At 68.5% G+C, this 12,827-nt stretch carries 12 protein-coding genes; 7 read left to right on the top strand and 5 right to left on the bottom strand.

Annotated features, from left to right (window positions below; translation table 11 throughout):
* Positions 1-82 precede the first annotated feature (82 nt).
* Entirely contained in the window at positions 83-517 is a 435-nt protein-coding gene (locus ABGB19_RS01445) for a pyridoxamine 5'-phosphate oxidase family protein (RefSeq protein ID WP_347683241.1), read from the top strand.
* A 33-nt stretch (positions 518-550) separates the two neighbouring features.
* Here ABGB19_RS01445 and ABGB19_RS01450 read toward each other — a convergent pair whose 3' ends face one another.
* Positions 551-1,225, bottom strand: a complete 675-nt coding sequence (locus ABGB19_RS01450; protein WP_347683243.1) for an SRPBCC family protein — start codon at positions 1,223-1,225, stop codon at positions 551-553.
* A 205-nt stretch (positions 1,226-1,430) separates the two neighbouring features.
* Here ABGB19_RS01450 and ABGB19_RS01455 point away from each other — a divergent pair, with 205 nt between their 5' ends.
* The 3 genes from ABGB19_RS01455 (at position 1,431) to ABGB19_RS01465 (ending at position 4,971) form a co-directional block, all read left to right on the top strand.
* Positions 1,431-1,865, top strand: a complete 435-nt coding sequence (locus ABGB19_RS01455) for an Hsp20/alpha crystallin family protein (protein WP_347683245.1) — start codon at positions 1,431-1,433, stop codon at positions 1,863-1,865.
* Between the two features lie 71 nt (positions 1,866-1,936).
* Positions 1,937-3,985, top strand: a complete 2,049-nt coding sequence (locus ABGB19_RS01460) for an erythromycin esterase family protein (RefSeq protein ID WP_347683247.1) — start codon at positions 1,937-1,939, stop codon at positions 3,983-3,985.
* A complete protein-coding gene (locus ABGB19_RS01465) occupies positions 3,985-4,971 on the top strand; it encodes a 1-phosphofructokinase family hexose kinase (RefSeq protein ID WP_347683249.1) in 987 nt (328 codons plus the stop codon). The genes ABGB19_RS01460 and ABGB19_RS01465 overlap by 1 nt, the downstream gene beginning before the upstream one ends.
* On the opposite strand, the gene ABGB19_RS01470 is transcribed toward ABGB19_RS01465, so the two are convergent.
* Both ABGB19_RS01470 and ABGB19_RS01475 read right to left on the bottom strand, forming a co-directional pair.
* The gene (locus ABGB19_RS01470; RefSeq protein ID WP_347683251.1) at positions 4,962-5,846 is read right to left on the bottom strand and encodes a 3-oxoacyl-[acyl-carrier-protein] synthase III C-terminal domain-containing protein; all 885 of its coding nucleotides are present in this window, start codon (positions 5,844-5,846) and stop codon (positions 4,962-4,964) included. The two genes, ABGB19_RS01465 and ABGB19_RS01470, sit on opposite strands and share 10 nt — an antisense overlap.
* The gene (locus tag ABGB19_RS01475; RefSeq protein WP_347683253.1) at positions 5,830-6,936 is read right to left on the bottom strand and encodes a 3-oxoacyl-[acyl-carrier-protein] synthase III C-terminal domain-containing protein; all 1,107 of its coding nucleotides are present in this window, start codon (positions 6,934-6,936) and stop codon (positions 5,830-5,832) included. The genes ABGB19_RS01470 and ABGB19_RS01475 overlap by 17 nt, the downstream gene beginning before the upstream one ends.
* Before the next feature lie 107 nt (positions 6,937-7,043).
* Here ABGB19_RS01475 and ABGB19_RS01480 point away from each other — a divergent pair, with 107 nt between their 5' ends.
* The 3 genes from ABGB19_RS01480 to sulP all read left to right on the top strand — a co-directional run bounded on the left by ABGB19_RS01480 (position 7,044) and on the right by sulP (position 11,276).
* Complete coding sequence (locus tag ABGB19_RS01480; RefSeq protein WP_347683255.1) at positions 7,044-7,739, top strand: hypothetical protein; 696 nt, start codon at positions 7,044-7,046, stop codon at positions 7,737-7,739.
* 136 nt (positions 7,740-7,875) lie between these two features.
* Positions 7,876-9,555, top strand: coding sequence for a GAF domain-containing protein (locus ABGB19_RS01485; RefSeq protein ID WP_347684658.1), 1,680 nt, complete (start codon positions 7,876-7,878; stop codon positions 9,553-9,555).
* An 11-nt stretch (positions 9,556-9,566) separates the two neighbouring features.
* Complete coding sequence (sulP, locus tag ABGB19_RS01490; RefSeq protein WP_347683257.1) at positions 9,567-11,276, top strand: sulfate permease; 1,710 nt, start codon at positions 9,567-9,569, stop codon at positions 11,274-11,276.
* A gap of 44 nt (positions 11,277-11,320) precedes the next feature.
* On the opposite strand, the gene ABGB19_RS01495 is transcribed toward sulP, so the two are convergent.
* Positions 11,321-12,187, bottom strand: coding sequence for an alpha/beta hydrolase (locus ABGB19_RS01495; protein ID WP_347683259.1), 867 nt, complete (start codon positions 12,185-12,187; stop codon positions 11,321-11,323).
* Positions 12,184-12,756 carry a TetR/AcrR family transcriptional regulator gene (locus ABGB19_RS01500; RefSeq protein WP_347683261.1) on the bottom strand — a complete coding sequence of 191 codons (573 nt, stop codon included), beginning with the start codon at positions 12,754-12,756 and terminating at the stop codon, positions 12,184-12,186. Before ABGB19_RS01500 ends, ABGB19_RS01495 begins: the two co-directional genes overlap by 4 nt.
* Positions 12,757-12,827: the final 71 nt, after the last annotated feature.

Consider the following 12,827-nt stretch of genomic DNA (forward strand, 5'->3'; position numbering starts at 1 on the left):
CGGAATGCAGGGCCTTTAGGTCATGAGTCGATGGGACTTTCGGCCGCGGCCCCGATCGCCCGCACTCGGTACTGTCGTGACCATGTCCACACCGACGCAACCGATCTCCATCCTCCCCGAAAGCGAGTGCTGGGAATTGATGTCGAGCGTATCCCTGGGCCGGCTCGTCACCAGCGTGGACGGCCAGCCGGAGATCTTCCCGGTCAACTTCGTCGTCCAACACCGCACGGTGCTGTTCCGCACGGCCGAGGGCACCAAGCTGAGCAGTTCGGTGATCAACAACAACGTGCTGTTCGAGGTCGACGACCACAACGTCGTCGGCGGCTGGAGCGTGATCGTCAGGGGACTGGCGCGCACGTTGCGCACGGATGCCGATGTCGACGAGGCCGAGCGGGCCCAGCTGCTCCCGTGGACGGCCACGGTCAAACCCCACTACGTGCGCATCCGCCCGCTGCGCGTTACCGGGCGGCGATTCCTCTTCGGCTCGGAACCCGACCGGGAGTTCACCATCACCTGAGGCTCACCGCCGCCGCCGGCTCGGCCCGTCACATCACGACATCACGCGGTGCAGATCACTGCTGGCCTTCGCCGCGGACGTCTCCGCCTGGAACTGTTGCTGCGCCCGGCGTTTGATGCCGAGCAACATCCCGCGGGTGACGAACGCCTTGGCGGGACCCGCGAGCTCGTCGGCCAGCACCTGGCCGGGATGGCGCAGCCGGGTGCGGGTCCGGACCATCAGCCGGCAGCGGTCGTCCCAGTGCGGGAAGGCGTGAAACGACCACACGGCCTCCCACCGCTCCGGAGACGGGCTTCGCAACACGATGGATTCGTGGTCGACGACGTCGACCACCGTCAGGGCGATGCCGTCCCGCAGACCCATCCAGCCCTTGGGAACCAGTCGCACCGTGTCGCCGGGCGCAAGGTCCTGCCACTCGGGGTGGATGCGGTCGGCGTTGTGGTACTGCAGCCCGGCGAGGTTCTCGAGGGCTTCGAACGTGTACACCCCGCCGCGGTCCTGGCCGACCTGCACCAGCCACTGCCATACCGTCGCGACCGGGGCGTCGATCCACACCGCTTCGGTGGTCTGCATGACGGGGCCGTCGAGCAGGTCGTCGCCGGCAAGCCGCATCCGCGACTCCTCCTTCGTCGTGCCCCAGTTGCGGTAGAACCGCCTGGCGCCGTACAACACCGCGATGGCCCCTCCGAGCCGTAGCAAGTTCGTCATGGACTCACGGTGCCGCGCAGGACGCCGCGGGGGCTAGGGTCGCTAGTCCTTTTGGCGTCGGTCGATGCCGGCGCGGGAATCGCCGCGACGGCAACGGTTCACCGCCGACGAACGGCCCAACGAGGGGGGACTTCGGTCCCTATCAGCCATCACCTCCGCGGTGGTCGGATCCACATGGAGGATCAACTGTTCACTAGGAGCAATCATGAGCAAGCTTCCCGCTCAAAATCGTCCGCGAGGGTTCTGGCCGGAGCTCTCGGAGTTCTTCGAAGGCTTCCCGTCGTGGGCCCATCTGCGCTCCCCGCTCGGCGCCAACATCATCCGCGTGGAAGACGACTTGAAAGACGGCAGGTACGAATTGCGGGCCGAGTTGCCCGGTGTGGACCCGGATAAGGACGTCGACATCACGCTTCGCGACGGTGTCCTGACGATCAAGTCCGAGCGCACGGAGAAGAAGGAAACCAGCGGCCGCTCCGAGTTCTCCTACGGCTCCTTCCTCCGCTCGGTCACCTTGCCGTCGGGCGCTGACCAGGAAGCCATCACGGCGAGCTACGAGAAGGGCATCCTCACGGTCACCGTGCCGGTCAACGAGGAGGCCACCGAGACGGCGGAGAAGCACATCGCGATCCAGGCGAAGTGAGATCCGCGGTGGGTCCCGGGGCGGGCGCACGCCTCGGGACCCACGCCTAGATTCACAAGGGAGAAACGACGATGTCTCGTGTGAACGGAGCGATCCGAAACGCCCCGCGGCGGGTGTTTCGCGATCGCCGCGAAGCGGGCCGGGTGCTGGCCGGGATGCTGGGCGCGTACCGGGGCCAGGAAGGCGTCGTCGTCCTGGGACTGCCCCGCGGGGGCATTCCCGTCGCATGGGAAGTCGCTGCGGCACTTGCCGTTCCGCTGGACGCATTCGTCGTCCGCAAACTCGGCGCACCGGGCCACGACGAGTTCGCCATGGGCGCACTGGCCAGCGGTGGGCGCGTCGTGGTCAACGACGATGTGCTACGGGCGTTGCGGGTGTCACCTCAGCAACTGCGTGAGGTCGCCGAACGGGAAGGGCGCGAGTTGCTCCGGCGTGAGGCGGCCTATCGCGGTGGCCGGCCACCGGTGGACGTGACCGGTAAGACGGTGATCCTCGTCGACGACGGCCTGGCAACCGGCGCGAGCATGTTCGCAGCGATCCAGGCGCTGCGCGAGGCCGACCCCGCGCAGATCGTCGTCGCCGTGCCCGCGGCGCCGGAATCGACGTGCCGGGAGTTCGCCGGCCTCGTCGACGACGTGGTGTGCGCGAGCATGCCGACGCCGTTCCTGGCTGTCGGAGAGTCTTTCTGGGACTTCCACCAGGTCAGTGACGACGAGGTCCGCCAGCTACTCGCCACCCCCACCACCGGCATCGCGACCGCACGAATCCGGATCCAGGAGACACCGGCCGAGGTGGTCGAGCGGACAGCGGTCGACGCGCCGGGCGGGGTGCCGCCGATGAAGGCTCTCGACGAGATCATCGGTGATGCGCGGGTGGTGCTGATCGGCGAGAGTTCCCACGGCACCCACGAGTTCTACGAGGCCCGGGCCAAGATCACCAAGTGGCTGATCGAGGAGAAGGGCTTCGTCGGCGTCGCCGCCGAGGCGGACTGGCCCGACGCCTACCGCGTCAACCGATACGTCCACGGCAGGGGCACCGATGAGTCGGCCGACGAGGCGCTCAGTGGTTTCGAACGTTTCCCCGCCTGGATGTGGCGCAACGTTGTGGTCCGCGACTTCGTCGACTGGTTGCGCGACCACAACCAACGGCGCGAGTCGACGGTCGGCGGTCGCCAGGCGGGCTTCTACGGCCTGGACCTCTACAGCCTGCACCGGTCGATGCGGGAGGTGATCGCCTACCTCGACGCCATCGACCCGCGGGCGGCAGCGCGGGCCCGGATGCGGTACTCGTGTTTCGATCATGCATCGGCCGACGATGGCCAGGCCTACGGTTTCGCGGCCGCGTTCGGCGCGGGGCTGTCGTGCGAGCGCGAGGTGGTCGACCAACTGGTCGAAATGCAGCGCACGTCCATGGAATACGCCCAACGCGATGGACTGCTGGCCGAGGACGAAGCGTTCTACGCGCGGCAGAATGCGCAGACGGTGCGGGACGCCGAGCGCTACTACCGCGCGATGATCGGTGGCCGCGTCACCTCGTGGAATCTGCGCGACCAGCACATGGCACAGACTCTGCAAGCGTTGTTGACCCACCTGGACCGGCGTCATGGAGCCGGTACCTCACGGATTGTGGTGTGGGCGCACAACTCTCACGTCGGTGACGCACGCGCGACGGAGGTGGGCAGCGACGGGCAGCTCACGCTCGGCCAGCTGGTCCGCGAGCGCTACGGCGATGGTTGCCGGCTCATCGGTTTCACGACCTACTCCGGTACCGTCACCGCCGCGAGCGAGTGGGGCGGAATCGCCGAGCGCAAATTCGTCCGGCCCGCGCTGAACGGCAGCGTCGAGGAACTCTTCCATGAAACGGAGAAGCCGGCGTTCCTGGTGTCGCCCATGATCAGCCGCGCCGCCGCGGAACCGCTGGATGTGGTGCGCCTCGGCCGGGCGATCGGGGTGATCTACCTGCCGGCTACGGAGCGACAGAGCCATTACTACCATGTCCGCCCCAGCGAGCAGTTCGACGCGATCATCCACATCGACCGGACCCGCGCGCTGGAGCCGCTCGAGACGAGCAGCGTGTGGGTCGCCGGTGAGACTCCCGAGACCTATCCCACGGGACTGTGATGTGGCACGACGGACACAACGGAATGGAACCGAAGGCGCCGATCGCCACCCTGACCATGAACCCGGCGCTCGACATCACGACCGACTGCGACGTCGTCCATCCCACCGACAAGATCCGATGCGCCACGGCGCGCTACGACCCGGGGGGCGGCGGCATCAACGTGGCCCGCGTCGCCGGCGTGCTAGGGGTTTCGGCGACGGCCGTTTTCCCTGCCGGCGGCCCGACCGGCGAACGCGTCGCCGATCTTGTCTCGCGCGCCGGTGTGCCGATGCGCACCGTCCCGATCGGCGACTGGACGCGCGAAAGCTTCACCATCAACGAACGCACGACCGGTAAGCAGTACCGCTTCGTCCTGCCGGGACCGCAGCTGAGCTTCGAGGAGCAGGCCCAGTGTCTCGACGAACTGAGAACGGCCGCGCGTTCGGCGCAGTTCGTGGTGGCCAGCGGAAGCCTGCCGCCGTCCGTCCCGCCGGACTGGTACCAGCGGGTCGCCGACATCTGCCGGGAGTCGGGCGCGCTGCTGGTGCTCGACACCTCGGGGGGAGGGCTGACGCACGTGACGTCCGGCGTGCACCTGCTCAAACCGAGCCTGCGGGAACTGCGCGAGTGCGTCGGGCGCGACCTTGTCACGGAGTCGGAGCAGTTGGCCGCAGCGCACCAGCTGATCGAGAGGGGTATTACCAACGCGGTGGTCGTGTCGTTGGGTTCCGGGGGTGCTCTGCTCGCGACACCTGGTAAGGGGCAACGGTTTTCGGCCGTCCCGGTGCGGGTCGTGAGTGGCGTCGGCGCCGGTGACGCGATGGTCGCCGCGATCGTGGTGGGGCTGAGCCGGGCATGGCCGCTCAGCACGGCGGTGCGCTACGGTATCGCCGCCGGAACCGCGATGCTGCTGACTCCCGGCACGGCCGCCCCGAACCGGGAGCACATCGAGCGCTTCTTCGAATCGGTTCCCCAGGCGGTGGACCTAGACCTCGTTCACACGTGAGCTGGGGGCACCCGGTAAACCGCTGCGCCCGCGCAGATCCCGGCACCCGCGGCAACCAACAAGATTCGGCTGCCGGTGGGCAAGTCGGCCGGGATGCGGTCGAGCGCCGCCGCCAACGACGCGGTGTGCATGCGCTCGTCCTCGGCGACGACGACGTCGCCCTCGGGTAGGCCGACGCGGTGGGCGAGCTCGGCACGAAACTCACCGCCTCCCGGTGCGGCGACGATCGCGCGGACATCGGCGAGCCGCAGTCCGGCTCCTTCGAGGCAGGCGGCGATCGCCTTGGCGGCGACAGCAGCCATCTGCCGGTTCAGGCTCTCGGCCCGGGCAACCCGGAGCGTGTTGTGGCCGTCGACCAGACCGACGGTGGCACTCGACATTTCGCGGTTCTCGTAGTCGGTGACCCACGACGGGTGGGACAGTCCGGAGTCGTCGGCGCGCCACTGGCACAGCATCGCCGCGCCCGCGGGCGTGAAGGGGAAGTGGTCACTCATCCGATGGCCGGGATCGGCGTCGCTGGCCACCACCATCGCACGCTCGACGGCGCGGGAGGTCAGGAAGCCGTCGACGATCTGAAGCGCATTGAGCAGCCCGCAGGTTCCGTTGGCGACGTCGAAGGAGAACGTCCCATGGCCACCGGCGTGCGGACGCTCGGGATTGGCGCCGATGTCCTGCTGAATCAGCGCCGCCAGGGCCGGCTCGCCGAGGTTGCGGTCGCGGTAGATGCCCGCGTTGACCAGCAGATCGACCTCGTGCGGTTGCCATTCTGCACGACGCAGGCAGTCCTTCGCCGTCTCCACCGCCAGGCCCAGGGCGCTGTGCCGATGGCGCCAGCCCCCGGCCAGCACCGCGACCCGTTCAATCACCGTGCCCATAAGATCCCACCAGTTCGTCGTCCAACGTCACCAGGACGATGCCGATCTCGAGCCCGGACGCCAGTGCGATGAGTGCCACGGTCTCCCCGGGCCGGATGTGCCCGGCCTCAAGCTCCTCGACCAGGGCGACCGTGTGGGTGGTCGACGCGGTGTTGCCGTAGCGGTCGACGGTGATCACCGCGTCGTGACGGGGAGACTCGCCGAACGACTCCGTGACGGTGGCCATTCCCTTGCGGATCGCTCGCGCCGATGTCTGGTGCGTGATCACGTGGTCGATGTCGTGCAGCGAAACGCCCACCGCGTCGAGCACTTCGTGCAGCAGCAGCGGGGTGGTCGACATCGCCGCCCGATGGATGCCGCGGGCATCGGTGAACATGCGCCCGCCCGGTTCGTGCCGCGTCGGATAGGCCAGGCACAGCCGGCTGAAGTCGGCGACGGTGGTGAAGCCGGCGAGGCCGATCCCGGCCGAGCCCGCCGGAGCCCGCTCGAGCAGCAGCGCGGCACCGGCGTCGCCGAGCGTCAGCGAGGCCAGTTCCTTGCTGAAGATGCTGCGGATGTGCCGGGCGGCGTTGCGCCCGAGTTGGGAGATGTACTCGCCGCTGACGACCAGGGCCCGGCGCACCGAGCCCTGCCGAATCCAGTTGTTGGCAACGGTGACACCGGTGAGCATTCCCGCACAGGCGTTGGAGAGATCGAAGGCCATCGCGTCGTCGGCGCCGATGGCGTGTGCGACCGCCCCACTCATCGTGGGCTCCAACCACTGTGTCAGGCCGTCGGAGAACTTGGTGATGGAACAGCTGATCACGACGTCGATCGACGCGGGGTCGCAGCGCGCCCGGGCGAGGCAGTCCAGCGCCGCGGTGCTCGCCAGGCTGTAGGAGTCCTCGTCGCCGGTGGACACGCGGCGCTCCCGGATGCCGGTCAGCCGTTGCAGATCGATGTGCGTGCGGTGGCGGGTCGTCGACATCAGCTCGTCGGTCGCCAGGTGGGTGGCCGGCAGGTGCCGTCCCGCACCGGCCACGCGTGTCCGGAACGGGGCCGCCGGGCTCGTGGCCGAGGGATCCATCACCAGCCAGTGGGTACCTGCCATCGATTCAGCATCGGCGGTCACCGCCTCGACGGGGTAGAGCGATTCGGACGTCGCGGCGGGGACCTTCGGCCCTTCGGCGGGTATCCGCGACTTCTTACATTTGGCGTATGGGTAGGCAACATGGGCTGCCGGCCGCGCTGATGGCCGGCGTCGGGGCGGTCGCGCTGTACCGCGGGCACGTGCGGCCGTGGATGTACACGTGGGGAGCCACGGATCAGGAGATCACCGCGGCGCTGCCCGGAGACGAGCTGGTCTCGCCGGACACACCGCGAACCACCCGCGCGGTCACGGTCGATGCACCGATCGACGCGGTATGGCCGTGGTTGGTACAGATCGGTGAGGACCGGGCCGGCTTCTACAGCTACGACTGGCTGGAGCGGGCAGTCGGAACGACCATCCACAATGCGAAACGCATTCACCCGGAGTGGCAGGACCTTCGTGTCGGCGACACGGTGTGGCTGGCGCGGCGGTACGGCGACGCCGCCAGGCAGGTCGTCGCGGCGATCGAGCCGCAGAAGTATCTGGTTCTGATGTCACCCGCGGACCATGCCCGCGTGCGGCAAGGCCGGAAGGCCACCGGCGCGTGGGCATTCCACCTGCGGCGGTCGGGCAGCTGGACGCGCCTGGTGGCGCGCGGCAGCGGCGGGGTGGTGGGGAACCCGGTGTTCGACATTCCCCACTTCGTCATGGAACAGAAGATGCTGCGGGGTCTGCGGGACCGGGCCCAGCTTATTGAGCAAAGCTCTGAGGTGCCGTTCATCAGGGGTCCCGTGCGGTCGAGCGAAATCCACGCCACGGTGTGAGCCGGTGGCCTGGCCGGGCCGCCTGCGGGTCCGTCACCGATTCAGCACGCGTTTGTTCGCTCGACGGATTGTCTGATGGCACGATGGACGTGTGACAAAGCCGGTCAAGCCGGTCGAGTCGGATGTTGAAACCACCATGCGTCCGCTGCGGGACACGTTGTCGCAACTGCGGCTCCGCGAGCTACTCATGGAGGTTCAGGACCGCGTCGAGCAGATCGTCGAGGGCCGCGACCGACTGGACGGCCTCCTCGACGCGATGCTCGTCGTCACGTCGGGCCTGGAACTCGACCAGACTCTTCGCACCATCGTGCACACCGCGATCGAGCTCGTCGACGCCCAGTACGGGGCGCTGGGGGTGCGCGGTCAGGACCACGAACTGGTCGAGTTCATCTACGAGGGCATCGACGAGGAGATGCGCGAGCGGATCGGCCACCTGCCCGAGGGGCGCGGTGTGCTGGGCGTGCTGATCGACGACCCGAAACCGATCCGCCTGGACAACATCTCCCACCACGCCGCCTCGGTCGGGTTCCCCGCGAATCACCCGCCGATGCGGACGTTTCTCGGCGTGCCGGTGCGCATCCGCGACGAGGTGTTCGGCAACCTCTACCTCACCGAGAAGGCGGGTGGCCAGCCGTTCAGCGAGGACGACGAGGTCCTGGTGCAGGCGCTGGCGGCCGCGGCCGGCATCGCGATCGACAACGCCAGGCTCTACGAACGGTCGAAAGTCCGTCAGTCGTGGATCGAGGCCACTCGAGACATCGGCACCGAGCTGCTCGCCGGGACCGATCCGGCCACGGTGTTCCGGCTGGTGGCTGACGAGTCGCGCCAGCTCAGCGGTGCCCAGCTGACCCTGGTCGCCGTGCCCGCCGATCTGGACGAGCCGATCGGTGAGTCGGATGAGCTGACCGTGGTTGCTTCCGCAGGTGAGGGCCCAGGCACGTCGGTCCATGCGATCTCCACGACCGAAACCCTGATCGGCGAGGTCTTCACCCAGCGCACCCCACGCCAGTTCGACAGCCTCGAACTGGCCCCTGACATCGAGCGAACCGGTCCCGCCCTGGTGCTGCCCCTTCGCGCGACCGACACCGTCGCCGGCGTGTTGGTGGCCGTACGTCCCCACGGGGCGCGGCAATTCACGGCCGAGGAACTCGACATGATGACCGCCTTCGCCGACCAGGCGGCAGTGGCGTGGCAACTGGCGACGACGCAGCGGCGGATGCGCGAACTCGACGTGCTCAGCGACCGGGACCGCATCGCCCGGGACCTGCACGACCATGTCATCCAGCGGTTGTTCGCCGTCGGGCTGGCGCTGCAGGGCACCATCCCGCGCGCGCGGTCGGCCGAAGTCCAGCAGCGGCTGATGGGATGCGTCGACGATCTGCAAGAGGTGATCCAGGAGATCCGGACCGCGATCTTCGATCTGCACGGCGGCCAGTCGGGCATCACTCGAATGCGCCAGCGGATCGACGAGGCCGTCGCGCAGTTCGCCGATTCCGGCATCCGCACGTCGGTTCAGTTCTCGGGCCCGCTGTCGGTGATCGACGCGGTGCTCGCCGACCACGCCGAAGCCGTTGTCCGCGAAGCGGTCAGCAACGCGGTCCGGCATGCGCAAGCGAGCACGCTCGCGGTCAGCGTCCTGGTCGAGGACGAGCTGTGCATCGAGGTCACCGACGACGGACAGGGCATCAAGGGCGAGATCACCGGCAGTGGGCTGACCAACCTGCGCCGCCGCGCCGATGACGTCGGCGGATCGCTGTCGCTGGAACCCGTTCCCACCGGCGGTACAAAGCTGAGGTGGTCCGCCCCACTCCCGTGACCGGAGGATCCATGGCTTTCGCCGCCAGGCGGTGGACCCGCTGGGCACCGGGTGTTGTGCAGTTCCAGGACTATCGGCGTACCTGGCTGCGCGGTGACGTCGTCGCGGGGTTGACGGTGACGGCGTACCTGGTGCCACAGGTGATGGCTTATGCCTCGCTGGCGGGAGTGCCTGCGATCACGGGCCTGTGGACCGCTGTCGTCGCCCTTGCCGCGTACGTGTTAGTCGGTTCGTCGCGGCAGTTGTCGGTCGGCCCGGAGTCGACCACCGCGTTGATGACCGCCGCCGTGATCGCGCCGCTGGCCGTGGGTGACGGTGGACGGTACGTCACGCTCGCGGCGGCATTGGCGGTGCTGGTCGGAGTCTTGTGTCTGGTGGCCGCGCTCGCCCGGCTCGGGTTCCTGGCCAACATGCTCTCCGGTCCGGTGCTTATCGGGTACATGACCGGCATCGCCGTGCTGATGGTCGCGAGCCAGCTCGGGAAGGTCACCGGTGCGCCGGTGTCGGGCACGGGAATCATCGACATGGCACGGTCATTCGCGGCGAACACCCACCTGCTGCACTGGCCGACAATGGTCCTGGCGGCAGGTGTGTTGCTGTTGTTGCTGGCCATGGGCCGCTGGCTGCCGCAGGCGCCGGGACCTCTGATCGCCGTCCTTGCGGCGACGCTGCTGGTGGTCGTCTTCTCGTTGAGCAGCAGGGGTATCGCCGTCATCGGACCGATTCCCGCAGGCTGGCCCGACAGCGGGGCGCCGCAGGTGCAATCGAGTGATATCGGCGCGTTGTTGCTACCGGCGCTGGGCATCGCGATCGTCGCGTTCTCCGACAACGTCCTGACCGCCCGGGCCTTCGCGGCCCGCTCGGGCGCCGAGATCGACGCCAACGCCGAGCTGCGGGCGCTCGGGGTCGCCAACGTGAGTGTCGGTTTCACGAACGGCTTTCCGGTCAGTTCCAGCGGGTCCCGCACGGCGGTCGGGGACGCCGTCGGCAGTCGCACGCAGCTGTATTCGCTGGTGGCGATAGCGGCGGTGCTGATGGTTCTGGCATGGGGGCGAGGGGTGTTGGCGCATTTTCCGACCGCCGCGCTGGGCGCACTGGTGGTGTACGCCGCGTTGCGGTTGGTTGATATGGCGGGATTTCGCCGGCTCGCACAGTTTCGGCGCAGCGAGTTGATCCTCGCGCTGGCGACCACGGCCGCGGTGCTGGGTATGGGTGTGCTGTACGGCGTGCTGGCCGCCGTCGGCTTGTCGATACTCGACCTGCTGCGGCGCGTCGCGCACGCCCACGACAGCGTGCAGGGCTTCGTGCCCGGGATCGCGGGCATGCACGACATCGAGGACTATCCGGAGGCAACGCTGGTGCCCGGTCTCGTCGTCTACCGCTACGACGCGCCGCTGTGTTTCGCCAATGCGCAGGATTTCCGGCGCCGAGCGCTGGCCGCCGTCGAGCAGGGCGACGGACCCGTCGAGTGGTTCGTGTTGAACGCCGAAGCGAACGTCGAGGTCGATCTCACCGCGCTGGACGCCCTCGACCAACTTCGAATTGACCTGTCGCGCAGGGGCGTCGTCTTCGCGATGGCGCGGGTCAAACAGGACCTGCGTGACTCGCTCGCCGCGGCCGGGCTATTGGAGCGCATCGGCGGCGACCGGATCTTCATGACGCTGCCGACCGCCGTCGAGGCGTTCCACAGCCGGGCTGGCGGCGGATCCGCACCGCCCTGACCCGCCGATCCGGGCGCGTCGATTTCCGCGCCAGGGTCGTGCCGCTAGGCGTGCTGCGCGAGGAAGTCGACGACGGCGTCGGCGAAGAGGTCGTTGCGGTCGCCCGCGACCATGTGCCCCGCACCGCCGACGTCGACGAAGTCGATCCGCGGGAAGCGGGCGAGGAACTCGTCGGCACGCTCCTCGGTGACCAGGTCGCTCATCTGGCCGCGCACCAGAAGCATCGGAACACCCTCGCGCAGAATCGATTCAACCGCCGCGTTCATCCGGTCGACCTCGGTCACTTCGATCGGCGGGAGGGCCGCGGTGCCGTCGATGAACTTCGGATCCCAGTGCCAGTACCACCGGCCGCCGCGGTTGCGCAGATTCGTGCGCAGGCCGTCGAGATCGCTGGGGCGCGGCCGGTGCGGGTTGTACCGCTGGATCATGTCGGCCACCTCGTCGAGTGACTCGAAACCGGACGTCATGCGGTCGGCCATGAAGTCGTGGATCCGCGACGCGCCGGACTGGTTCATGTTCGGCACGATGTCGACGAGCACGACGGCGCGCACCGCGCCCGGCGCCAGTTCTCCGGCGAGCAGCATCGCCGTGAACCCGCCCAGCGAGGCGCCGACGATCACCGGTTGCGCCGGTAGGTGGCGGAGCACTTCGAGGACGTCTGCTGCGAACGTGGTGACGCGGTAGTCGCCCTCCGGGGACCAGTCCGACTCTCCGTGCCCGCGGAAGTCGACGGTGACGGCCTGCCAACCGCGGGCGGCGACCGCTGCGGCCGCACGTCCCCATGACCGGCGGGTCTGCCCGCCGCCGTGCAGGAAAACGACTGCGGGCGCAGCCGGATCGCCGATGCGGTCCGCGGTGATCCGGACTCCGTCGACACCGGAGGTCGTGAAGGTGGCGGGGGATGCGCTCACGAGGCGACCCCGTCGATGACCGTGCGAGTGATCGTCTCCGCACGATCGCGCCGAAATGCGCGGCCCTCGTTGAGGATCGCGTAGACGATGCCGCCCACGATGGCGTCGGCCGCGGCCTGCGCGGTCGAATCGTCGAGACCACCGGCAGACAGGCGCGCCTTCACGCTGTCGTGCAGGGGCACGCTGAAGGCGTCATACATGCGCGCCCTCGTGTCCTCGTGCTCCAGTCCGGCGACCGTGAGAATGCGCAGCATGGCGTTGCCGCGCGCGGTGGTGAGGGTGGCCGCCAGCCTGATGGACCACCGGGTCAGGTCGGCGGCGAGGTCGCCGGTCTGCTCGACGGGCCGCAGGATCTTGTCGGCGTCTTCGAGCAACACGTCCGCGACGAGCGCCGGCCTGCTGGGCCACCACCGGTAGATCGTCTGCTTGCCGACCCCGGCACGGGCGGCGACGGCCTCGATGCTCAGGCCGTCGAAGCCGCGCTCGAGCAGGAGTTCCTTCGTGGCGGTGACGATCGCCACCCGCGACTTCTCGCTACGACGGCGGGGAGCGCTCACAGGGGTGGTCATTGCTTACTCCGCATCTGACGGCTTTACAGATCGTGACAGCAACACCTAGTCTTGGCAAGACGAGACGTTGC

This window comes from Mycobacterium sp. B14F4 (assembly GCF_039871645.1).
GTDB lineage: Bacteria > Actinomycetota > Actinomycetes > Mycobacteriales > Mycobacteriaceae > Mycobacterium.

Bases quoted from the DNA above. Each gene is read 5' to 3' on its own strand.
- ABGB19_RS01445 (WP_347683241.1), top strand. From the start codon at position 83: ATGTCCACACCGACGCAACCGATCTCCATCCTCCCCGAAAGCGAGTGC.
- ABGB19_RS01465 (WP_347683249.1), top strand. From the start codon at position 3,985: ATGTGGCACGACGGACACAACGGAATGGAACCGAAGGCGCCGATCGCC.
- ABGB19_RS01470 (WP_347683251.1), bottom strand. From the start codon at position 5,846: ATGGGCACGGTGATTGAACGGGTCGCGGTGCTGGCCGGGGGCTGGCGC.
- ABGB19_RS01485 (WP_347684658.1), top strand. From the start codon at position 7,876: ATGCGTCCGCTGCGGGACACGTTGTCGCAACTGCGGCTCCGCGAGCTA.
- ABGB19_RS01450 (WP_347683243.1), bottom strand. From the start codon at position 1,225: ATGACGAACTTGCTACGGCTCGGAGGGGCCATCGCGGTGTTGTACGGC.
- ABGB19_RS01500 (WP_347683261.1), bottom strand. From the start codon at position 12,756: ATGACCACCCCTGTGAGCGCTCCCCGCCGTCGTAGCGAGAAGTCGCGG.
- sulP (WP_347683257.1), top strand. From the start codon at position 9,567: ATGGCTTTCGCCGCCAGGCGGTGGACCCGCTGGGCACCGGGTGTTGTG.
- ABGB19_RS01475 (WP_347683253.1), bottom strand. From the start codon at position 6,936: ATGGCAGGTACCCACTGGCTGGTGATGGATCCCTCGGCCACGAGCCCG.
- ABGB19_RS01455 (WP_347683245.1), top strand. From the start codon at position 1,431: ATGAGCAAGCTTCCCGCTCAAAATCGTCCGCGAGGGTTCTGGCCGGAG.
- ABGB19_RS01460 (WP_347683247.1), top strand. From the start codon at position 1,937: ATGTCTCGTGTGAACGGAGCGATCCGAAACGCCCCGCGGCGGGTGTTT.
- ABGB19_RS01480 (WP_347683255.1), top strand. From the start codon at position 7,044: ATGGGTAGGCAACATGGGCTGCCGGCCGCGCTGATGGCCGGCGTCGGG.